This is a genomic window from Bartonella sp. CL25QHWL (assembly GCF_042195335.1).
Lineage (GTDB): Bacteria > Pseudomonadota > Alphaproteobacteria > Rhizobiales > Rhizobiaceae > Bartonella.
Map to the genome: position 1 here is coordinate 33288 of NZ_JBHIOE010000011.1, position 22631 is coordinate 55918.

The following is a 22631-nucleotide window of genomic DNA, read 5'->3' on the forward strand; positions in this document are numbered from 1 at the left end:
CTATCCTTTCACATTATTTATCAGCAATCCCCTTGTTTTTAAAGAAAAAATTCAAATATCTGTGTTGCATATTAACTACACTTTGTAAAGAATAATATTCCTTCTTGCATTGTTTTAATATTGTTGTTTTTACAAACGAGTACAACTTAAAATTGCCATTTTCATGTAGCACAATCTCAATTTGAAAAGACTTCTGTCTCTTTAAGAAGAAGAGCTTGAGAGTGAACAGATCCACGATCAAGGCTTTTAAAACAAACAAATGAGGAGAATTAAACTGTCATCAAATGACAACACTCTCCAGTTTGTTAGAGGCAATGGAATGTCGACATATGAACAAATATTATTTGTTAAAGAGAGGTAAAATGACAGATAATAGATTCCAAAACATCATTTTTATCGTGACCATGCTGCTTTTTACAGCATTGCTTGTATCAGATCCTTCTTATGCAGCTGCTGATGGAGGTGGTTTCGGGAAGCTCGATGGTGTTTTAGGCAACATTGTTGCGATGATGACGGGTCCAACGGCAAAGCTCATTGCTATTATATGTGTTGCTGCTGTGGGGATTGGTTGGATGTACGGCTTTATTGATTTACGCAAAGCAGCTTACTGTGTTCTGGGAATTGCTATTGTTTTTGGTGCCCCCGCTCTCGTCGGTAAATTAGCGAGCACAGCATAAATGAACGAAGATACTCTTTTCCTTGCCTGTACGCGCCCAGCCATGTTTGCTGGTGTTACAATGGAAGCGATGGCGCTCAATGTCATGGCGACATCCATTCTTTTCATTTTGACCAGTGATTTTACCATGTTTGGTCTTGGGATTGGGATGCACTTTATTTTGCGAGAAGTGACAAAATATGATCACAACCAATTTCGCGTATTATTTGCATGGCTCAATACCCGAGGAAAACAAAAAAACCTCAACAGATGGGGAGGAGGTTCGACCTCCCCTTTACGCCTTATCCGCACTTATAAGGAACTAAGCTGAAGGAACGAAGCCGGTGAAACAGATGTCAATAATGAAACGGGAAACTTTGCCTGAAGAATATATTCCCTATATACGCTACATCAACCAACATGTCGTTGCTTTAAATTCACGTTGTTTAATGGTTGTGTTGGCTGTTGAGGGTATAAATTTTGACACTGCGGATATTGATCAATTAAATTCTTTACACAACCAATTAAACACCCTTTTAAAAAATATCGCAGACGAACGGCTTGCTTTATATTCTCACATCATCCGCCGCCGTGAAACGATATACCCAGAAGGTCATTTTCTTTCATCTTTTGCAACAACATTAGATGAAAAATATAAAAAGAAAATGGTTTCACAAGAACTGTATAGAAATGATTTGTTTATTTCACTGCTTTGGAATCCGGCAGCGGATAAAACAGAAAAGCTGGTTTCATTTTTTCAGCGCTTGAGCAAAGCGAAGAAAACACAATCTGAACCCGATGAGGAAGCTATTCGTAAACTCGAAGAGTTAAGTCAAGATCTTATGCAAGGTTTGGAAGAATATGAAGTCCGTCTGCTATCAATCTATGAACATGAAGGACTTTTATTTTCCGAACAAAGTGAATTTCTCCACCAGCTGGTAGGGGGAAGACGTGAGCGTATTCCTCTCACATTTGGAACTATTGCTTCAACAATTTACTCGGATCGTGTTATTTTTGGGAAAGAAATTATCGAAATTCGCCATGAAAGCAATGAACGCTTTGTGGGCATGTTTGGATGGAAAGAGTATCCTTCTAAAACACGCCCAGGTATGACTGATGGTCTGCTTACGGTGCCATTTGAATTCATTTTAACACAATCCTTTGTCTTTAAAAGTAAGGCAGCCGCCAGTGCGATTATGAGCCGCAAACAAAATCAAATGATCAATGCAGCTGATCGTGCTAGCTCACAAATCGATGCACTAGATGAAGCGCTAGATGATTTAGAATCAAACCGTTTTGTTTTGGGAGAACACCACATTTCTTTAGCTGTTTTTGCTGATCATCCCAAAATATTGTCTGAAAACTTATCAAAAGCACGTTCCCATTTAACCAATGGAGGAGCGGTGATTGCCAGAGAAGATTTAGGATTGGAAGCAGCATGGTGGGCACAGCTTCCTGGAAACTTTAGCTATCGGGCGCGTTCAGGCGCCATTACTAGCAGAAACTTTGCCGCTTTATCGCCTTTCCATTCTTTTCCCGTTGGCAAACTGAACGATAATGTTTGGGGAGCTGCTGTCGCATTGCTAAAAACACAGGCTGGTTCACCTTACTATTTTAATTTTCATTATGGCGATCTTGGAAACACGTTTGTTTGTGGTCCATCGGGATCCGGTAAAACAGTGATTGTTAATTTTCTTCTTGCACAATTACAAAAACACAATCCAACAATGGTTTTTTTTGATAAAGATCAAGGAGCAGAGATTTTTGTACGGGCTGGAGGAGGGAAATACAAACCTTTAAAAAACGGGCAGCCCACGGGTATTGCTCCCTTAAAGGGCATGGAATACACCGAAAAAAATAAAATCTTTCTTCGTAATTGGATCTTAAAGCTGGTAAGCGCTGAAGGGCAAATCGTAACAGAAGAAGAGCGACAAGATATCGCCAAAGCTATTGATTCCTTAGAAAACTTACCCCCAACCCAGCGCTCTCTTGGTGCACTTCAACTGTTTTTTGACAACACATCCAAAGAAGGGATTGCCATACGGCTGCAACGCTGGATTAGAGGCAATGATTTAGGATGGGTTTTTGATAATGATCAAGATGATCTCAATTTAAATGCGCAATTCATTGGATATGACATGACCGATTTCTTAGACAATGAAGAAATTCGGCGTCCCTTAATGATGTATCTCTTTCACCGCATTCTTGATTTGATTGATGGGCGGCGCATCATTATTGTCGTTGATGAATTCTGGAAAGCTTTGGAAGATGATTCATTCAAAGCTTTTGCTCAAGATCGGCTAAAAACAATCCGTAAACAAAATGGCATGATGCTCTTTGCAACACAAAGCCCTAAAGATGCTTTGAACTCAACAATCGCGCACACAATTATTGAGCAGTGCCCCACTCAAATATTTTTTCCAAATCAAAAAGCAAATTATAATGATTATGTCGAAGCTTTCAAACTTACTGAGCGTGAATTTGAACTGATACAGTCAGAATTAAGCAGAGAATCCCGTCGTTTTCTCGTCAAACAGGGGCAAAGTTCCGTTGTTGCAGAACTTAACTTACGTGGAATGAATGATGAGATCGCCGTTTTAAGCGGCACAACAAAAAACATTGAACTCATGAATGAAATTATCAACGAATATGGAGCTGACCCTGACAAATGGCTGCCCATATTTTATCAAAGGAGAAAAAATCAATGAAAAAATATGGCTTAGTTACACTGTTATCTTTTTCTTTTATTTCTCATGCAATATCACAAACGACACCCGATGCGGAGGAATATTATAAACAAGCACTCGAGAACACACAAAAATTAAATACTGCAAAATCAGAAACAGCTGAAAGCATTTATAAAAGTGCAACAGATACTGCAAAAAAAATTAAAGAAATAAGTAATCAACTTGAAAATATTAAATCAAAACCAGACACAAAACCCGAAGAATTGCAAACCCTTCGACAAGAGATTCAAGTAAAGCTTTCTCTTCTTCAAGCAGATCTTCAAGTAAGTTCTTTAAAACTTCAGTCTCTCGATATGATTCAAGCAAGAGATACGAAAACAAAAGATGAATTACGTGAAGAAAAGGAACAACAAAAGCATAAACATCTTGAGGCACAATTAAAAGAAAAAGAAAAACAATTAAAAGAAAAACTTGAAAGTACGAATACAAATGTCAGACTTTAGTTTTTCTCCCTTTGAAAGCGTTTCTGGGTATATTTTAAAACCCTTAGATAATGTGATGGACACAACGGTGAGTGGGCTATCTTCTGCTATTTCAGCGCCCTTAAATCTCGCTGCAATCATTTTTATCTTTCTTTATGGCTATAATGTTATGACAGGTCGCGTTGCGCTTTCCATGCATAGTCTTCTCAATAATGTTGTTAAAATCGTTGTTGTTACAACAATGGCAACGAATGCGGATACATTTAATACTTACGTCAAGGATATTTTCTTCAAAGATTTATCCAACGCTATTGGGAATGCGCTTAACAGCAATCCTGCAAGCTCCAATGTTTTTGATTATATTTTGTTAAAGGCAAGTTCGCGCTATCAAGAAGTCTTATACAATGCTTGGTTTTTTGAAAAGATCATTGTGGGTCTTCTTGGTTCTATCATGCTTCTCGCGGTTATTCTTTTTTGTATAGGTGGTTTTATTGTGCAAATGTTTGCACAAGTTGCACTCGTCATGATTATAGGTCTTGGTCCTCTATTCATTAGTTTGTATTTGTTCAATGCAACGCGAAAATACTCCGATGCATGGATTACAACTTTGATCAATTTTACCATTTTACAAGTTCTCGTGATCATGCTTGGAACCATTATATGTCAAGTTATCCTACAGGTTCTCAAAGTTTCATATGAATCAATCTATGTTCTTTTCCCCCCTGTCATCGTCATTTCGATCATAGGGGTTATTATCTTCCGTGCGCTTCCCGGTATTGCAACAGCGCTGGCCTCTGGCGGACCATACTTTAACACTGCTGTCTCTTCAGGAGGACAGGTTTTCACAATGCTTGCCAATAGTGCAAGAGCGAGTGGGAATGCAATAAAAAGTGCCACTTTACAAATCTCAGGAGCTGCCGGTAAAGGTGCGGCAGGTGCGGCGGCAAAAGCAGGAAGATCCGGAGGTGGACGTGGTCGATTTTAAGATAAAGCACCTCTTTAAAAGAATAAGCATTTTTGTTTTTGCCTTGCGTGCGCCCTTTGGCGCACGCACCATGATCTTTTTCCATGAAAGATCTAGCATCTTGGGTCTTACAACAAAACCAATCAAAATCTTGCATCATATAAATTTGTAAACATGTTCAGAATAAAGGCTCTCATGCATTGTATTCCAAGATATTTGTGAGTTCAAAAAATGAAACGAAAAATAACTTTTGTTATGGTCCTAACAATCGCTCTTACTGGTTGTGCCTCTTTGAGTGGCCCTAAAAAACCACCACGCTGTAATGGCAAACATACACGTGCTTTAAATAAAGATAAGTGGAATTGGGACAATAAAAACGTTGTCCACTCAGAAAAGAGCGTAAAGCCTGTTACCACTCCCATCATTCTCAATACTTTGGAAAGTGAAAAGGTAACAGCCAATTTGGCACTCAATTCAGCTTTATTAAAGCCGGTTATTCATGAAGCACGATCTGATAAAAAAGTGGAGGTTATGCGTGAAAAGTGATGCCCTTGAAGAATATATAAAAGAAGCGCGCTCATTTGACATTGATCGCATGCATAGCATGCGCGTGCGGATGAAAATTTCCATGGCTTTAACAGTGCTTTTGGGATTGATGACGATTGCGCTGGCTTTAGCTGTCGCAGCTTTGACGCCTTTGAAAACAGTAGAGCCTTTTGTTATCCGCGTTGATAACTCAACAGGCATTATTGATACTGTAAGCGCCCTAAAAGAATCCCCTAACGACTATGATGAAGCGATAACGCGTTATTTTGCCAGCCAATATGTTCGTGCTCGTGAAGGTTTTCAAGCATCCGAAGCAGAAAACAATTTTCGCTTAGTTTCTCTTTTATCTTCTCCAAAAGAACAAAACCGTTTTGCAAAATGGTACGCGGGCAATAATCCAGAAAGTCCGCAAAATATTTATCATAACATGATTGCTACGGTCACAATCAAATCAATCTCTTTTATAAGCAAAGATCTTATCCAAGTTCGTTACTATAAAACGATCAGAGACTTTAATGAAAAAGAAAATATTTCCCATTGGATTTCAATCTTAAATTTTTCCTACGTGAACGCACACATTTCAACGTCTGATCGTCTTATCAACCCTCTTGGTTTTCAAGTATCGGAATATAGATCTGATCCAGAGGTGATAAAATGATCAGACTTTTACAAACAATCTCTTTAATTTTTACGATCACTTTCAGCTTTCACACAGTTTTCTCACTTGCAGAAACAGCGCCTGTCAGTGCACGTAAAGATAACCGCATCAGATTTGTCAATTATGACCCCTACAACGTCGTACAAATCATTGGCTCCATTCGCTCTTCGGTTCAACTAGAATTTGCCGTTGATGAAGAAGTAACCTATGTAGGAATTGGAAATTCGGTTGCTTGGCAAGTTGCTCCGGCTGGACACTTTGTTTTTCTCAAACCACGTGAAGTCCAACCTGTGACCAATTTACAAATTGTCACAAGCCGCCAAGATGGAACACAACGCTCTTATCAATTCGAGCTACAAGTCCGTGAAGGTGATGTTTCAGCCGGCAATGAGACGTATTTCTTGGTAAAGTTTCGTTACCCAGAAGATGAAGCATTACGTAAGAAATTAGCCGAAGCAGAAAAAGAAAAACAACGTGAAGAAAACTTTGTCAATGATATTTTAAATATCCATGAAGATTTTGGACCACGCAATTGGGCTTATGAAGCCCAAGGCTCTTCCCTTATTGAACCCGCTTCTGTCTATGATAATGGGAAAACAACAACCTTTATCTTTTTAGGCAACATTGAAATCCCTGCCATTTACATTGTATCGCCTGATGGGCAAGAAGCGCTTATTCCCAAATCGATTAAAGGCAACAAAGTTATTGTTCATGCAACAGGTGCACAATTCACGTTACGACGTGGGAATGAAGTATTGTGCATCTTTAATAAAAGGTTCGTACCAGAAGGAATTAATCCTGAAACAGGTACGACATCACCATCTGTACAACGTAAAATGAACCTAGGAAGCAGCCATGAATAACACCGTGGATGAAAAAAGCATTAATGATCGCGATACAATAAAAAATGCTCAAGGGAAAAGTCAACAGAACAATGTGGGGAAAGCTATTGCTCTTATTATTCTTTTCAGTGTCTGTCTTTATTTAGCCTATTCAACACTTGTTACAGACAAAAAACAACCAATTGAATCTTCAAAAGAAGGAAACGTTATAAAACAAACAGAGCTTTTTCGCCCTGCAAAGCCTACCCCTCCCCCCTTTGAACAGCCTCAACGAAATAACGCTCTATTACCAAAAGTCGAACTACCAACACCAAACATCAATCAATTAAATTCTGATAACTCACTGCTGGAAGCAGCACAACGTGCTCCTGTATTAGCTTATGCAAGTACACAACAAGGCAAAATAGATTCACAAACAAATAATGGTGTTTTGCCTCACCAACTTGAAAGCAAACCTGATGAAATAACACAACGTTTTAATCATCTTCTTAAACCCACAGTGCTTGAAGGTATTCGTGCTTCAACCCTTGGCAATCGAAACTACATCATCGCGATGGGAACGTCTATCCCTTGTATTTTAGAAACAGCCATCAACAGTGATCAACAAGGTTTTGCCAGTTGTATTGTTTCCAGAGATATCTTATCAGACAATGGTCGTGTTGTCCTTCTTGATAAAGGCACCCAAATTGTTGGTGAATATCGCGCCGGATTGAAAAAAGGCCAAACACGTCTCTTTGTACTATGGAATAGAGCAAAAACCCCCAATGGTATCATTATATCCTTAGCTTCACCGGCAACGGATGCTTTAGGGCGTTCTGGTATGGATGGAGATATTGATAACCATTGGCTTGAGAGGATTGGGTCTGCGCTTCTTGTATCACTAATAAAAGATGTAACACACTATGCCAATAAACGTTTATCAAAAAAACAGGAAAAAGAAGAAACTGAAACAGTCTCTTCAGGACAAAACATCGCAAACATTCTCGTAGAAAATTACGCCAATATTCCTCCAACATTATCCAAAAACCAAGGGGAAATGGTGAATATCTTTGTTGCCCGCGATTTAGATTTTTCCAGCGTTTATAAATTGAAAGTCATCGAAAACAAAAAACAGATTATCAATCGAGCTGTTTCAAGAAACTTTTACAAAAATTCGGCGGTAACTTTAGAATGAACTCAAACTTACATACCATGAGCGATGAAACCGTTGCGATTGTTCTCACAAAACTTGAACCCATCAGTACTTTTTTGAAAGATGATAGTCTCTTTGAAATTGTTATCAATCGTCCCTATCAAGTAATGACTGAAGGGTTTGATGGATGGAAAACAATAGAAGCCCCGGCTCTCTCTTTTAATGAGCTTATGGGGATTGCGAAAGTTGTCGCATCCTATTCCAAGCAAAACATATCGGACAAAAACCCAATATTATCTGCAACGCTACCAGGCAATGAGCGTATTCAAATTGTCATTCCGCCCGCTGTCGAAAAAGACACGATTAGTATGACAATTCGTAAACCGTCATCGCAGAGTTTTTCTCTCGAAGAGCTCGCAAATAAGGGCCTCTTCTCGCTATGTGAACGGGTATCTTTCACGCCCTTGCATGACTATCATTCTCGTTTTAACGAACTCAAAATCATCGAGCATAACTTAGCTCATGCCTACTGTAATAAAGACTTTGTCTCCTTTTTAAATCAAGCTGTAGAATGCCAAAAAAATATTTTAATTGCGGGAAAAACCGGTTCGGGTAAAACAACATTATCAAAAGCATTAATCGCAAAAATCCCTCAAGAAGAGCGTATTATCACCATCGAAGACACACAAGAATTGGTGATACCACACCCTAACCATGTCTCAATGTTCTATTCAAAAGATGGACAAGGCTTAGCCTCCGTTGGCCCCAAAGAGTTGCTTGAATCATCTTTACGGATGCGTCCTGATCGTATTCTTTTGCAAGAACTTCGAGATGGTACAGCCTTTTATTATATCCGCAATGTCAATTCAGGTCATCCAGGCTCCATTACAACGGTTCATGCCTCAACAGCCCTTGCAGCCTTTGAGCAGATGACCCTTTTGGTCAAAGAAAGTGAAGGCGGTGGTGATTTAGAGCGTGATGATATTCGAGGACTGTTGATTTCAATGATTGATATCATCATCCAATGCAAACGGATTGAAGGAAAATTTAAAGTCACAGAAATTTATTACGATCCCTTCAAACAACGAAACATCTTTGGAGGGGACTAAAGGAAGATCACACCGGCTGCCAAAGGCTCTTTTAAAGAAACGATTGCAAATAAAAGGAAAAATGCGTGAAAACCAAAGAAACAGAAAACAGAGAAAATCTTTTATCGATGACAGAAGAAGAATTGAAAAAACGCCGTGAAGCCGTTGAAGCAGCCATCAGCACCCATGCAATAGAGGGAATAGCGCTTCATTCCAAAACGTTGAAAATTTTAGAAGAATACGCAAAGGGGAATATTTCACTCGAGGAATTTAATACTCTTATGGACAACACGACATTATAAGGAAGCTACAATGCCAAAAGCAAAATTAAAAAAAACAGATGTGACATCCACAGTGCCTTCCCCTGAATATTATATGTATCCTAAAAGCAAAACATTAAAAAATAAATATGGAATAACAAACCTTGACGCTTTTACGGCAAGATGTGCGCATGATTCAGCAAAAGCGATGGTTAATCTGCGTGAAGCCCCCTTACCAGAAAAGTTTGATAGCTCCTATCTATGCCTTATTCATCAATGTCTATTTGAAAATACCTTTGAATGGGCTGGACAAACCCGCAATGTTCCCTTTACATTTGAAGATGGTACTACTGCCGTCGCTCCAGTAATGAAAAAAATAACAAATTTTGCAGTCGGTAGCGAATTACAAGAAGGTTTACAAAAATTAGATCAAACGCTTGCCGAAAAAAATAATTTGCAGGATTTATCATGCAAAGAATTTGCTTATGAAGCAGCCAAAATATTTGCCTCTCTCAACTATACACACCCCTTTAGAGAAGGCAACGGACGTACACAACGGATCTTTTTTGAAAATCTTGCCAAAGCCGCAGGGCATCAGCTTGATTTTTCACTGGTTACAAAAGAACGCATGTTGGTTGCTAGTGTTGCAGCAATACAAAATGACAATCTAGAACCAATGCAACATCTGTTTGACGATATCTCTAATCCCAATAAAATACCTCTTTTAAAGGAATTCATGAGCAACACGAAAGAACTTGGGCGTAGTGTGAATGATCGCCCTGTTATGGTCACAAAGGAAGGTGAAACCTACACGGGCACCTATAGAGGTGCTGGTCTTAACAGCTTTGCCTGCAATGTAAAAGGAGCTTACATTATCGGCAATAAAGAACATCTCACACCAGAACAACTCAAAACATTAAAACCCGGTGATAAATTTACCTTTACCGTTCCCGAAACAAAAGAGCTTGAAAGCATTCTTATTCCAGAAGAGAAATTAGCCCCTTTGACAAAAAATGAAACGGCCCAAATGGTTGCAGAAGATGCCTGTGTCCACGTAAGCCTAAAACAGGTCCAGAAACTGTCAAAAATTGTTTATGGTAATACAAAAACATTAGACAAACAGATGGTAGAAATCATCAAAAATCCAAGCTTAGGCCAACAGCTCGCCAACAAGATTGAAAGGGCACCGAGCTCTGTTTCTCGTCTTGCAGGTTTCAGTTTATGTGGACTACAAAATCAGGCACGTGCAAACGCTAAAAATCATATTGGTATGCTCTGTACTGCCGTTGCAAATTTCGCGTATGCTGTAAAATATGCTGAAAAGGAAATCACGCAAGAACATGCAACAGAACAAAGTCGCCTTGCAAAAACAATAGAAATGCCAAGTCAAAGCTTGCAAGATCTCCTCGCCTTGCCAAAAGAATTACAGCAAGAAGCTTTAGCAAAAAATTCTTTATGTCAAAAAGAGCTCAGCAACTTTGTAAAAAAGATCAACACCCGTCTTTCACCAAATGAACATAAAGCAGTTCAAAATAATGATTATGAAACACTGGCTCAAAGCATTGGTGTATCAGAAAATAAAGCCAAACAAATTACACAAATTATTAAGCAAACCAAAGAAGTACATCAGCAAGCACAAATATGCACAATGCGCCATTCCAAAGCATTCGCTATGGCCTGCTAAGAATGGATAAAACCTTCCTCCTTGATGAGAAAGGCTCATAAACGAAAACTGTTTGGCGTTATCTGCACCTTTGCAAAAAGAGATGAGAGTTAATATCACGTACCTGAAAAAGAGCATTTCGCAACATATTCTGATAGAATTGAGAGTAAAATACAATGAAATATACCAAAACACAAATGGTACTTATTTTAACACCAATCGCTTTAGGTGCTTTAACGATATTCCTTGTCCCTCATTTTTTACTGTTAATAACAAATGGACTAAAGAGCGATCAAATTTATTGGACTCTTCGTTCTGAGCCTTTATTAGTCTTAGCACTAACGGCTGCTGTTTCATTGTTGTATAGTCTGTCGCAAAAACTGCACTTACGTAAAATAATCACTTTTGTCTCCGTTATTTTTTTTGGAACAACCGCTCTTTACTATATTGGTGGTGAAATAAAACGTTTAAGTCCCTATGTTGGCCAACAAGGAATAACGTGGAGCTATGCGCTTCAATTCATGGACCCCATGGTTGTCTTTGGCATCATAATTGGTGGTTTTCTTTCCATCATTCAATTCATAACAACCTCTCCACCTAAAAATAAGGTCAAGCGTGCAAAAAAAGGTGTTTTTGGTGAGGCCTCTTGGATGAATTTAAGAGAGGCAGCAAAAATCTTTCCTGCCAATGGGCAAATTGTTGTGGGTGAAAGATACCGTGTTGATCAAGATAATGTGTGCAAAATTCCCTTTGCGCCTGGCAATAAAACAACATGGGGAAAGGGTGGAACAGCCCCTTTGCTAACCTTTAATCTTGATTTTGGTTCAACTCATATGATCTTTTTTGCTGGTTCTGGTGGCTATAAAACCACAAGTACAGTAGTTCCTACGTGTTTAACCTATCCAGGGTCTATTGTTTGTCTTGATCCTTCAACAGAAGTTGCCCCAATGGTCAAATTTGCGCGTCAAAAGATGGGGAATAGAAATGTCATTGTTCTCGATCCCAATTCATTTTTAACAAAAAATTTTAATGTCATCGATTGGCTTTTAGACGACAGCGTACCACGCACACAACGCGAAGCGAATATTGTAAGCTTTTCCAAGTTGCTCCTTACAGATAAAAAATCAGACAATTCTTCAGCAGAATATTTCTCGACACAAGCCCATAATTTATTAACAGCTCTTCTTGCTCACGTTGTATTTTCTGATGAATATGAAGACAGCGAACGCAATTTAAAAACATTGCGTGGCATTCTCTCTCAATCAGAAACAGCTGTTGTTAATCAATTACGCATGATTCAAGAAACAACACCTTCTCCTTTTATTCGTGAAATGGTTGGTATTTTTACAGAAATGGCAGAACAAACCTTTTCAGGAGTCTATACAACCGCCTCAAAAGATACCCAATGGCTTTCTTTGTCCAATTACGCAGATCTTGTCTGCGGAGATGATTTTTTTTCCTCAGATATTGCAAATGGCAATACAGATGTTTTTCTCAATCTCCCCGCAAGCATTTTAAACAGTTATCCAGCTATTGGACGTGTAATTATTGGCGCCTTTCTCAATGCCATGGTTACAGCAGACGGTAACTATAAAAAGCGTGTTTTATTTGTCTTAGATGAAGTTGATCTTCTAGGCTATATGAATATTTTAGAAGAAGCACGCGATCGTGGACGTAAATACGGTACATCCTTAATGCTTTTTTATCAATCCTCTGGTCAGTTGGTCAATCACTTTGGAGAAGCCGGAGCACGCTCATGGTTTGAAAGCTGCTCTTTTGTCAGCTATGCTGCCATTAAAGACCTCCAAACAGCCAAAGACATTTCAGAACGCTGTGGCCAAATGACCGTTGAAGTCACCGGAACAAGCAAATCAAGAGGCTTATCCTTAGGAAAGAGTTCATACAACGTCAATTACCAACAAAGAGCCCTGATTTTACCCCATGAAGTTATTCAAGAAATGCGTCAAGATGAACAAATTATTCTTATGCAAGGACACCCCCCTTTGCGATGTGGTCGCGCCATTTATTTCAGAAGAAAAGAAATGTTAGCCGCAGCTGCAAAAAACCGCTTTGCCCCACAAAAGAAAAACTAACCTCCTATTATGAGATCTTGACTATGAAAAGAACAACCACAAAAACAACATAGATTTCTATTTTTTAAAAACCCGTTAACAAAAAGTTTTTGAACGCTTCCTCACACATATAAGGAAAACATGATAAAAAAATCCGTGTTTTTTCCTTTTTGTATTTTGTGTATCGTTTTACCAGCGCCCATCATCTTTATAAAAATACCACCCCCTCAAATCACCTATAACTAAACCAACATCTCCACTTGGGAAAGTCTGCAAATACATTCCTACAAAGCTTTTTGTGTATAATTTATCTCCTACAAACAACCAAAAACATTTCACAACGCTAATCCCCAATATCAAGACTTAAGAAAAACAAAAGATTGATCTTTGAGACAAGAACTCTCAAAACACCCACACTCAAGAACATCGATTTTTCCCAAAAAACATTTAAGATATACATCAAAATGAATAAATCATTCTTATACAAGCTTTTCCCCCTTTACGATATCATAAAGTGTTCTATTTTAATGATAAAGCGCTGAAAAAGGCTTTTCTCCCAACCAAAGAAAGAGTTTTCTCTCTTATGGATCTTAGAGCAGCGCAATACAATAAGAGCAACAATACAAAATAAAAAACATTTTGTTGCAAAAATACACAAACAAGATGTTCGTATGGCAAGATATTCATATGGAGCAGTAAGAAAAACATAATGGAGAAAAATTCTTGATAACTGCTTTTACCCATAGATTCACCAATCTGAGTACTGTGTATAAAAAGTACCAGCACCATCCGCTAACCAAGAGCGATCGCACCCGCCATATCCACGCCCCTCATCAAAGCGCTCTTGCAAACAACTTTGTTAAAGGAAAAAAACAACAATTTTAAGCAACATTTTTCTTTTTGACCTCTTCCTTACACCTCAAAGAACGAAGATTTTACCCAAAGTCAATTTGTAGAAAATTCATTTTCTAACTACTCATGGGATTCATATCAAGGCCCTCAATACCAGTATTTTACAGCACAAGGTAATAAACAAAGGAACCATCAGAAAAACTTTTCAAAAATAAATGAAAAAAGAAAATAGGCATGAAAACAATCATAACAGAACATTTTGCACCTCTTACACCAAAAACCTTTCAAAAGCATCACAAAACGATTGCTACAACTATCCATACACTGGAGGGAAAAGTGCTTTCTCTCATAACTACCAAAATCTCAAAAGAATACGCGAAGGGGAATTTTTCACATGCAGCGTTTAAGACGCTCATCAACCACCACCCTACCTACTTAGGAGAGATTATATGTTAGAGCAAAATTATCTATATAAAGGTACCCCAACACTCAAAAATAAATATGGCATAAAAGACCCCAAAAAACTGTATGAACGCTGTGCTCATGATACCGCCAGAGAAGCCGTCAATTTTCGCCACGAACCACTTCCACAAAAATTTGATGCTTCCTATCTAAAACTAATCCACTGGAGCCTCTTCCACAGAACTTTTGAATGGGCTGGAAAAACCCGCGATACATCCTTTACATTTGAAGACGGCACCACTGCCCATATGCCGGCGATGCGTCCCAAAGGTTATGAAGTTCCTTTTGCTATCGGACCGCAGATTCAAAAAGAACTAAAACAACTCGAAAAAACACTTAATGAGAAGAACAATTTAAAAGGTTTATCGCGCCAAGAATTTGCTGAAAATGCCGCAGAAGTTTTTATGGCGCTCGAGCACGCACATCCTTTCAGAAAAGGGAATGGGCGCGTCAATCGAATGTTTATGGAAAAACTTGGACAAGCCGCAGGACATACCATTGACTTTTCTTTCATCACAAAAGGACGCATGACAGCAGCTTGTATTGAAGCCATGCAATATGGCAATCCCCAACCGATGAAAGATCTTTTTGAAGATATCACACATCCGCAAAAATCCCTTGTTTTAAAAGAATTCATCTCCCAAATGAGAAACGCGGGACTGGATGAAATTAACAATCGTGTTGTTGTTGCAACAAAAGAAGATGTAACCTACGAAGGCGTCTTTAGAGGTTTTTCAGCAGAAGGTTTTGTCATGGAAGTAGAGGGTGCTTTCGTAGTCGGCCACAAAGATGATCTCCCCCCAGAACTCGTCAAAACATTACAAAACGGTACTCGCCTCTGCTTTCAAAAAACCAACGTTCAAAATGTAAAAGAAATATTGATCCCAAAAGAAACATTAGAATCTCTCACCCATGAAGAGTTATTCACAAAGATTTCAAATGACGCTTATGTTGAAGCATGCCGAAAAGAAATCAAAAATTTATCAAAGACTGTTTATGGTAAAATCCACGCCTTAAATACAAAAATAGATATCTTAACGGCTGATCCAAGCTTAGGAAATCAATTTGCTGATGAAATTTTACAAAACCCTCAATCAATTTCTAAACTTGCAGGGAGAAAAATACTTGACATGAAAAGCCCAAATCGCAGACTGGCGGAACAAACTGCTCCACAACTCAGCCAAGCCCTTAAAAATTATGCCACAATAACACAACAAACAAAAGAAGAAATTTTAGAGCAACATCAAAGAGAACAAAATCGCCTGAGTCACACTGTCGAAACACCTGGAAAAAATTTACAAAACCTTTTTGCCTTACCAAGAGAACAACAAAAGGAAGCTTTATTGCATTCTCTAACACTACGACAAGAACTCCATCACTTTTCGCGCCAACTACACAATCGTCTATCCTCAGAAGAGCGTAAAGCCATACAAGAAAAAGATCATACCAGACTAGCGTGCCTCCTTGGGACATCGGAAAGCAAAGCAAAAGAAATTGCGAATACTGTAAAGAACACCCAAGAAGCACAATGTCAAGCCCGCAGCTTGAAAGTTAGTCGCTCTTCATCGCTTGCTCTTACCGGCTAAAAACGCGTGAACTTTTGCCTTCCAACTAACTCTTAGCGCCAATCATTTTATCTCCATTACGCTCACCAATTGTTTTAAAATGGTACAAAAAATAGTCCTAAAAATGAATCCTTTAATTTGATGTAACTTATTGATAATATTTCATAAAAAAACTGTATAAAAGACATAAATGTCCACTATATATCAATATGAATAGCGCGAAATCTTTGGAGGTCATTTAATTTGATATCTTACCTTATCCTAAAGTTGTTATCAAAAAAGTGAGGAATGCGCCAAAGAGGTTTTCTAAAAATATTGAAAGGAAACAGCCATGAAAAAAAGTCACCCACAACCAGCCCCCCAGAACCCACAACCCCAGAGCCAAGACCCCCTCTATGCCAAGGTTAATAAACCACCCAAAGAACAGCGCAACCCACAACACTATACACTTCAACAACCACCAGAAACGGTCTTTGCTCCCAAAAAGCCACTTGACCAACAAAACCTAGGATCTCCTAATGTAGAAGACCTCTACGCAAAGGTTAATAAACCACCCAAAGAACAGCGAAACCAACAACAATACACACTTCAACAACCACCAGAAACGGTCTTTGCTCCCAAAAAGCCACTTGACCAACAAAACCTAGGATCTCCTAATGTAGAAGACCTCTACGCAAAGGTTAATAAACCACCCAAAGAACAGCGAAACCAACAACAATACACACTTCAACAACCAGCAGAAACGATCTATGCTCCCCAACAGCCACTAGGAAATCCCTATGACAGACTTGGTGGAAGACCAAGTGATGGGCGGCGCACCGACAGACTCGTAGACCCCTATAAAATAACGGACTTGGAAGCGCAAGGTTGGCAAACACCCTATGACACAATTGGTGGAGGAGCACAGGGTGGAGGACATCGCCAAGAACCGGAACATCTCTATGCAGAGCTTAACTTTGATGAACGTGGTGAGCCCTCTCCCCAAAGACCACTCGAATCTGTCTATACAACGGTTGGCATGGGGGCTGAAGGTAGGCAAGAGTCTGAACAACTAGAAAATCCTATCTACCAAGGCGTTGGAGGAGGAGCAACACCCCCTCCCAGAACCCAAAAAGATGTGGTTACAACAAAGCTTTTAAAAAACGTAGACTTTCAATATGGTGTAAGAGAAACGCAAGAGTGGTGCAGAGTTGTTTATGGTAACGAACATGCTTTGAATCAACAACTTGCTAAAATTCTTGACGATCCTCAAAATGCAGAGCAAATCTTATGGGGCCTTGCAGAAAATCCTGAAGGTCCTGGCAAGCTTGCGGGGAGCAAAATACTTGGTGTAAAGTCTCCAAGCCGCAGAGAAGCTGAAGATGGTTTTTCTCCCCTTTGCTCAGCTCTTGAGAGGCATATACATACGGCACAAAAGCTCCATAAACAGTTTACACGGGAGCATGAAAGAGAAAGAGGTCAAAGACAAGAAAGTCCAGAAAGAGAAGCAGAACACAGACACCACCACCACCATCATCATCGTCATGCAAGAGGACAAGAACAAAATAGTCCAGAGCACAGCCCACAAAGACAAAGACATGGAGAAAAAGGAATGGCTTTTGCCATGTAAGTGGACATAAACGTAAAAACAGATAGTTTTTGTTTTTCATTTAATCTTTTTTTCATAGAATCTCTTGGCGCAAATCATTTCATAGCGATTGCGCCAAGAGTTGTTTTAGAATGTTACAAAAAATAGTTCTAAAAGTGGATCCTGTAATTTATTGTAACTTATTGATAAAATTTCATAAAAAAACTGTATAAAAGACATAAATGTTCATTACATATCAATATTGAATAGCGCAAAATCTTTGGCGGTCATTCGGTTGGATATCTTCCTTTATATAAAAGTTATCAAAACTAAAAGTGGGGAATGCACCAAAGAGGTTTTCTAAAAATATTGAAAGGAAATATGTATGAAAAAACATCATCCACATCCTTCTGCAAATCCAGAAGCCCTCTATGCACAAGTTAAGAAACCAACCAGAGGAAACCAGCGCGGTCCAACCCCAGAAGAGGAAGTTACATACGCAACTGTTAGCAGTGTTTCTCCTTCAAGAGGGAGACATCCTGATCGGGGAAGAGAAAGTTCTGAAACCGATTACACAGAGGTTGCTCCCCCAAAACGCGAAGAGGAAGTTACATACGCATCAGTTAGCAGTGTTACCCCTTCAAGAGGGAGACATCCTGATCGGGGAAGAGAAAGTTCTGAAACCGACTATACAATGGTTGCTCCACAACAAAGAGGAAGACCTTCATCTTCCCTCACAGCTGATCAAATAAGTGTCATGCTTTTAAAAAGTCCACAAGTTCAAGCATATGCACAAGAGGTCGTGCATTGGGGTACAACTGTTTATAACAGTGACACGCTTTTCCAACAGCACTTGCAAGACATACTTAAAGATCCCACTAAAGGAAAAGAGCTTTCAAATCAACTTGCTGAAAATCCTGAATCTATGCACAGGCTTGCTGGACGCTCCACACTTGGCTTAAAAAATCAAGCACGCAAAGCAGCTGAAGACGGTTTTACACTGCTCGTTGATGCCATTGATGGTTATACGAAAGCTGTAGAAAATGCAATGGAACAGCTATTGCACACCCCTCTAGCGGAACAAAGACGCCGTCAAGAAAATTCTCAGCAAGTTGAGAGACACCATCATCGTCATCATCATCACACAAGAGGACAAGAACACAATAGTCCAGAGCACAGCCCTCAACGACAAAGACATGGAGAAAAAGGATTTTCTTATGCCATGTAAGGAGGCATAGACGTAAAAACAGATAGTTTTTGTTTTTCATGTAATTTTTTTTCAGTGAGTTTCTTGGCGCAAATCGTTTCATCGCGATTGCGCCAAGAATTGTTTTAGAATGTTACAAAAGATAGTCCTAAAAATGGCGCCTGTAATTCACGACAACTATTGATAACTTATTGATAATATTTCACAAAAAAACTGTATAAAAGACACAAATGTCCATTAAGCTGATTGCAAATAGCGCAGATCTTTGGAAACTCATTCAGCTCGATATTTCTTTTGTCTCAAAGCGATCCAAGCATAAAAGGCAAAAATGCACCAAAGAGGTTTTCTAAAACAATTTTTGAAAGGAAACATGCATGAAAAAAAACCACCCTCATCCTTTTCCATCCTCTTCAATACAAGAACTTATAAAGCTCTATGAACAAGCAGCGGCAGAGGTCTCAGGCGCAGCCCCCCTTCCTAAAGAAACGCCTTCAAAAAGCAAAAGACTGTCATCCATACCGGAAGAAGATGAGGAAAGACAATCTCTTTTAAACGAAGAAACTGTATATACATCAACAAATCCAACAGCTTCGTTAACAAGAGGCAGCTCGACCAAAAGACCGCAAAAAACTGAAACGACACACGCAACAATTCCTTCACAAGTTTCCCAAAGGACAACAAGAGTTCTCTCAGAGGAAGAAATCATTCAATTGCTTCCACACCATTCATTGGTTCGAACCTATCAAGAAGAAATCCAACGTTTATCCGCAAGTGCTTATGGCAACCCAAACATTTTGCAAGAAAAAATGCAAGAAATTCAAAGAAATCCAGCTGCAGGAGAAGAGCTCTCATGGCGCATGGCAGCCTATCCTGAAAGTATTGCTAAACTTCTAGGCACCAGCATGTTGGGCTTTAAAAATCGAGTGCGTAGACAAGCGGAAGAGAGTTATTCCACTCTCAGTATCACCATTGATTGTTATACAGAAGCTGTAAAACAGGCAAGAGAGAACCTCTTACAATCTCCAGAGCAAGAATTCAAAAACTATGAACGCTTTATGGGGAAGGAAGCCGTCGCTAAACTTCTACAAAAACCAGATCAACGTGAAAAAGCAACGCTTTCAGAAGTAGAAATTTCTACCCAAATTCACCAACATTCAAAAGTCAAAAGACACCATGCCCAAATCCAATATTGGTGCGGTGTTGTTTTTGGCAACAAAAACATTTTGCAATCACAAGTGGAAACACTTTTCCAAAACCCTGAAACAATAGAAGCACTCGCACAGCAACTTGTCGGAAATCCTCAATCTTTTCACAAGTACGCTGGTCGTAACTTTTGTGGCTTTAAAAATCAAGCACGCAGGCATGCTGAAGCTGGTCTTTCTCACCTCATTGACGCCACTGACAATTATGCAACGGCTGTAACACAAGTAAGAGAGAGCTTTTCAAAAACTCAGCAGACAAAACAAGAACACAATGAAGCATCTTCTGAGAGATCGCAAAACTTGCATCAACAACAAAGCGTCTCACAGTCTGCTCAACGCCCCGAGCCTTCAATAGTACCGCATGAAGAAGCAACAACCTCTACGCAACAAAGAGAAACAGATATTCGTCCTCGCAAAACTACCGCCCCAAAAGCGATGGCTTTTGCCAGCTAAACAGGACATAAGTTTTCACATTAAATCTAACATCTTGGCGCAACACAGAACAGGGGTGTTTGCGCCAAGAAAGCCCCATCTTGTGAAACCATTCAGTTTCATATCTGCTCTCGTAAAGACCGAGTAAAAAAGCATAAAACAGAATAAAAACCAACGTACGTTTTTAAATAGTATTTAAAAACAATATTGGAAGAGTTTGAAAGGAACATGCATGAAAAAAAGAAATCCCTCCCCTTTTATCACCGAAATGATGGAAAAATTTCAACAACCGGCTGAACAATCCCCCACCAGAACCCCTCCTTCCCAAGTTTCTCAAAATTTGCCAAAACCAACTGTAGAAAAACGCCCAGAAAATTTATCACACCACCCAAAGGTTGCGCCACCGCCCCCCCCCCGCATGAGAGCAAACACTCAAACCAGCACAATGCCCTCCAGCGCTAAAATCCCCAGCACCAAAACCCAAGAGATACCTCCTCTACAAACAAAAGTAGCTCCGCCCAAACCCCCACGCACAAAAGAAAATCTACAACCCAGCTCACAAATCCAAGAACGCTCCTCTCCGCACACAAAAACGCCTCCACAAAGACCACCACGTGCAAAAGATAGAGAACAAAACAAAACAACAGCTCAAGAGAGAGAACACCTCTATGCAACGCCTACTTCGCAAACACCCCCACGCATGAGGGAAAAAGCACAAACCGGAACAAAAATCCCCAGCTCACAAATCCAAGAAAACTCCTCTCCGCACACAAAAGCAGCTCCACAAAGACCACCACGTGCAAAAGATAGAGGACAAAACAAAACAACGGTTCAAGAGAGAGAACTCCTCTATGCAACGCCTACTTCGCAAACATCGCCACGCATGAGAGACAGAGTGCAAAACGGTACAAAAATCCAAAATCCTGAAACATACGACCCAAGTGTTAGACCCAAAACACCATCACATATGAAAGTCAGACAGCAAAGCAGTTCATCATCACAAGACAGTGGAACATATGCCGTCCCTCCTTCAAGAAAACCGCACCGTATGGGAAACAGAAAACAAAGCGATACTATCGTCCCAAAACCTGCCTCTCCACACACAGCAATTGAACAACCAAAACCGTCTCACGGACAAAAATCATCTATTAATACAATGGAAAGAGAGCTGTTACTCGTAGCATATCAAGAAGAAATACGATTTTTGTGCGAAAAGGTTTATGGCAACAGGCTTATTTTAGAAGAAAGAATAGAAGCAATCAAAGAAAACCCCAATATGGGAGAACAGCTCTTATGGGATATTACAGAACAGCCTAAGTCTATTTCTAAGCTTGCTGGTAGAAAAGTTCTCGGCATAAAAAATAACGCGCGCAAACAAGCTGAAGAAACTCTTCCTACCCTATGTGCTGCTATTAACGGTTATATGTATACTTCAAAATATACAAAAAGTGAAAATATTTCACAAGGTTTTCACACGGAACAACAACATCAGCGACAAGCACAAGAGAAAGATCCAATAAATCAACATTTACAAAATTCGCTCAATTCAGAAAAGAAAATAAAGCCTCTCTCAAATCAGGAAATTGCCCGCAGAGTTCAACAAGATCCATCGGTTCAATATGGTCAAAGAGAGATCCAATATTGGTGCCAAATTGTTTATGATGATCCATTTATTTTACAATATAGAATGGAAGATATGCACAAAATTCCAGAGATGGGAGAAGAGCTTGTATTTCAAATTGAAAAGGATTCTACATCTTTTGCTCCACTTGCTGGTAGAAAAACCCTTGGCATAAAAAACGGAGCACGCAAAGCCGCTGAAGAAAATATCCCTACCCTTTGTACCGCCATTAAGGACTATGCTGATACAATAAAACAGTTAAGAGAAACCATTGTGCAAAACCATCAGGAAGAACAACAAAAACGTTATCAACCACCTACCGATTTCGATAAAAAATTACAAAAGCAGCAAAGCTTATCGCAGCCCCCGAAGCTGCCTGAACGCTCAACAGTAAAGCGGCATCAAGAAGTTGCAGAAACTTGTAGACAAGAAGACCAGCCGCATATTCGACAGCGCAGAGCCGAAGCATCAAAAGCTATAGCTTTGTCGTAATAAATCTCCCAATTGTTGGCTTTTCATACAAAACTTTGGTGGAATTATCTTGCCAAGATTGCATCAAAGACGGTGTATAAAATACAGAAAACTTTGAATAAGACACCCCATTATTTTACAGAATTCATTGATAAAATTTCACGATAATACTTCATAAAAATTACACACTTTAACTTTGTTCC

The 22631-nt window shown here is 39.4% G+C and carries 19 protein-coding genes; all 19 read left to right on the forward strand.

The genetic code is table 11. The features are described 5' to 3' along the window. Window positions 1-362: 362 nt before the first annotated feature. Window positions 363-677, forward strand: coding sequence for a TrbC/VirB2 family protein (locus ACFILY_RS07135; protein WP_375631336.1), 315 nt, complete (start codon window positions 363-365; stop codon window positions 675-677). Then, window positions 678-986, forward strand: a complete 309-nt coding sequence (locus ACFILY_RS07140; protein WP_212112790.1) for a type IV secretion system protein VirB3 — start codon at window positions 678-680, stop codon at window positions 984-986. 22 nt (window positions 987-1008) lie between these two features. Further along, on the forward strand, window positions 1009-3363 hold the full coding sequence (locus ACFILY_RS07145; protein WP_375637760.1) for a VirB4 family type IV secretion/conjugal transfer ATPase: 2355 nt from the start codon (window positions 1009-1011) through the stop codon (window positions 3361-3363). After that, window positions 3360-3845, forward strand: coding sequence for a type IV secretion system protein VirB5 (locus ACFILY_RS07150; RefSeq protein ID WP_375637741.1), 486 nt, complete (start codon window positions 3360-3362; stop codon window positions 3843-3845). The genes ACFILY_RS07145 and ACFILY_RS07150 overlap by 4 nt, the downstream gene beginning before the upstream one ends. Then, a complete protein-coding gene (locus ACFILY_RS07155; protein ID WP_273790982.1) occupies window positions 3832-4809 on the forward strand; it encodes a type IV secretion system protein in 978 nt (325 codons plus the stop codon). The genes ACFILY_RS07150 and ACFILY_RS07155 overlap by 14 nt, the downstream gene beginning before the upstream one ends. A 210-nt stretch (window positions 4810-5019) precedes the next feature. After that, the gene (locus ACFILY_RS07160; protein ID WP_273790959.1) at window positions 5020-5334 is read left to right on the forward strand and encodes a type IV secretion system protein VirB7; all 315 of its coding nucleotides are present in this window, start codon (window positions 5020-5022) and stop codon (window positions 5332-5334) included. Further along, a complete protein-coding gene (locus tag ACFILY_RS07165) occupies window positions 5288-5992 on the forward strand; it encodes a virB8 family protein (RefSeq protein ID WP_273790958.1) in 705 nt (234 codons plus the stop codon). Before ACFILY_RS07160 ends, ACFILY_RS07165 begins: the two co-directional genes overlap by 47 nt. Continuing rightward, window positions 5989-6855 (forward strand): P-type conjugative transfer protein VirB9, encoded by an 867-nt coding sequence (gene virB9, locus ACFILY_RS07170; protein ID WP_375637742.1) that lies wholly within the window; start codon window positions 5989-5991, stop codon window positions 6853-6855. The genes ACFILY_RS07165 and virB9 overlap by 4 nt, the downstream gene beginning before the upstream one ends. Further along, a complete protein-coding gene (gene virB10, locus ACFILY_RS07175; RefSeq protein WP_273790956.1) occupies window positions 6848-8008 on the forward strand; it encodes a type IV secretion system protein VirB10 in 1161 nt (386 codons plus the stop codon). The genes virB9 and virB10 overlap by 8 nt, the downstream gene beginning before the upstream one ends. Continuing rightward, window positions 8005-9075 carry a P-type DNA transfer ATPase VirB11 gene (gene virB11 / locus ACFILY_RS07180; RefSeq protein ID WP_273790955.1) on the forward strand — a complete coding sequence of 357 codons (1071 nt, stop codon included), beginning with the start codon at window positions 8005-8007 and terminating at the stop codon, window positions 9073-9075. Before virB10 ends, virB11 begins: the two co-directional genes overlap by 4 nt. A 107-nt stretch (window positions 9076-9182) precedes the next feature. Next, the gene (locus ACFILY_RS07185; protein ID WP_275065231.1) at window positions 9183-9356 is read left to right on the forward strand and encodes an antitoxin VbhA family protein; all 174 of its coding nucleotides are present in this window, start codon (window positions 9183-9185) and stop codon (window positions 9354-9356) included. 10 nt (window positions 9357-9366) lie between these two features. After that, window positions 9367-10998 (forward strand): BID domain-containing T4SS effector, encoded by a 1632-nt coding sequence (locus tag ACFILY_RS07190; protein WP_375637743.1) that lies wholly within the window; start codon window positions 9367-9369, stop codon window positions 10996-10998. Between the two features lie 155 nt (window positions 10999-11153). Beyond that, window positions 11154-13070, forward strand: a complete 1917-nt coding sequence (traG, locus tag ACFILY_RS07195; RefSeq protein WP_375631331.1) for a Ti-type conjugative transfer system protein TraG — start codon at window positions 11154-11156, stop codon at window positions 13068-13070. A 1065-nt stretch (window positions 13071-14135) separates the two neighbouring features. Next, a complete protein-coding gene (locus tag ACFILY_RS07200) occupies window positions 14136-14357 on the forward strand; it encodes a hypothetical protein (protein ID WP_375631330.1) in 222 nt (73 codons plus the stop codon). Further along, a complete protein-coding gene (locus ACFILY_RS07205) occupies window positions 14351-15949 on the forward strand; it encodes a BID domain-containing T4SS effector (RefSeq protein ID WP_375637744.1) in 1599 nt (532 codons plus the stop codon). Before ACFILY_RS07200 ends, ACFILY_RS07205 begins: the two co-directional genes overlap by 7 nt. A gap of 310 nt (window positions 15950-16259) precedes the next feature. Continuing rightward, window positions 16260-17537, forward strand: coding sequence for a BID domain-containing T4SS effector (locus tag ACFILY_RS07210; RefSeq protein ID WP_375637745.1), 1278 nt, complete (start codon window positions 16260-16262; stop codon window positions 17535-17537). 343 nt (window positions 17538-17880) lie between these two features. After that, a complete protein-coding gene (locus ACFILY_RS07215) occupies window positions 17881-18723 on the forward strand; it encodes a BID domain-containing T4SS effector (RefSeq protein WP_375637746.1) in 843 nt (280 codons plus the stop codon). A 353-nt stretch (window positions 18724-19076) separates the two neighbouring features. Then, window positions 19077-20357 (forward strand): BID domain-containing T4SS effector, encoded by a 1281-nt coding sequence (locus tag ACFILY_RS07220; RefSeq protein ID WP_375637747.1) that lies wholly within the window; start codon window positions 19077-19079, stop codon window positions 20355-20357. 211 nt (window positions 20358-20568) lie between these two features. Continuing rightward, window positions 20569-22449, forward strand: coding sequence for a BID domain-containing T4SS effector (locus ACFILY_RS07225; RefSeq protein ID WP_375637748.1), 1881 nt, complete (start codon window positions 20569-20571; stop codon window positions 22447-22449). The last annotated feature ends 182 nt before the right edge of the window (window positions 22450-22631 follow it).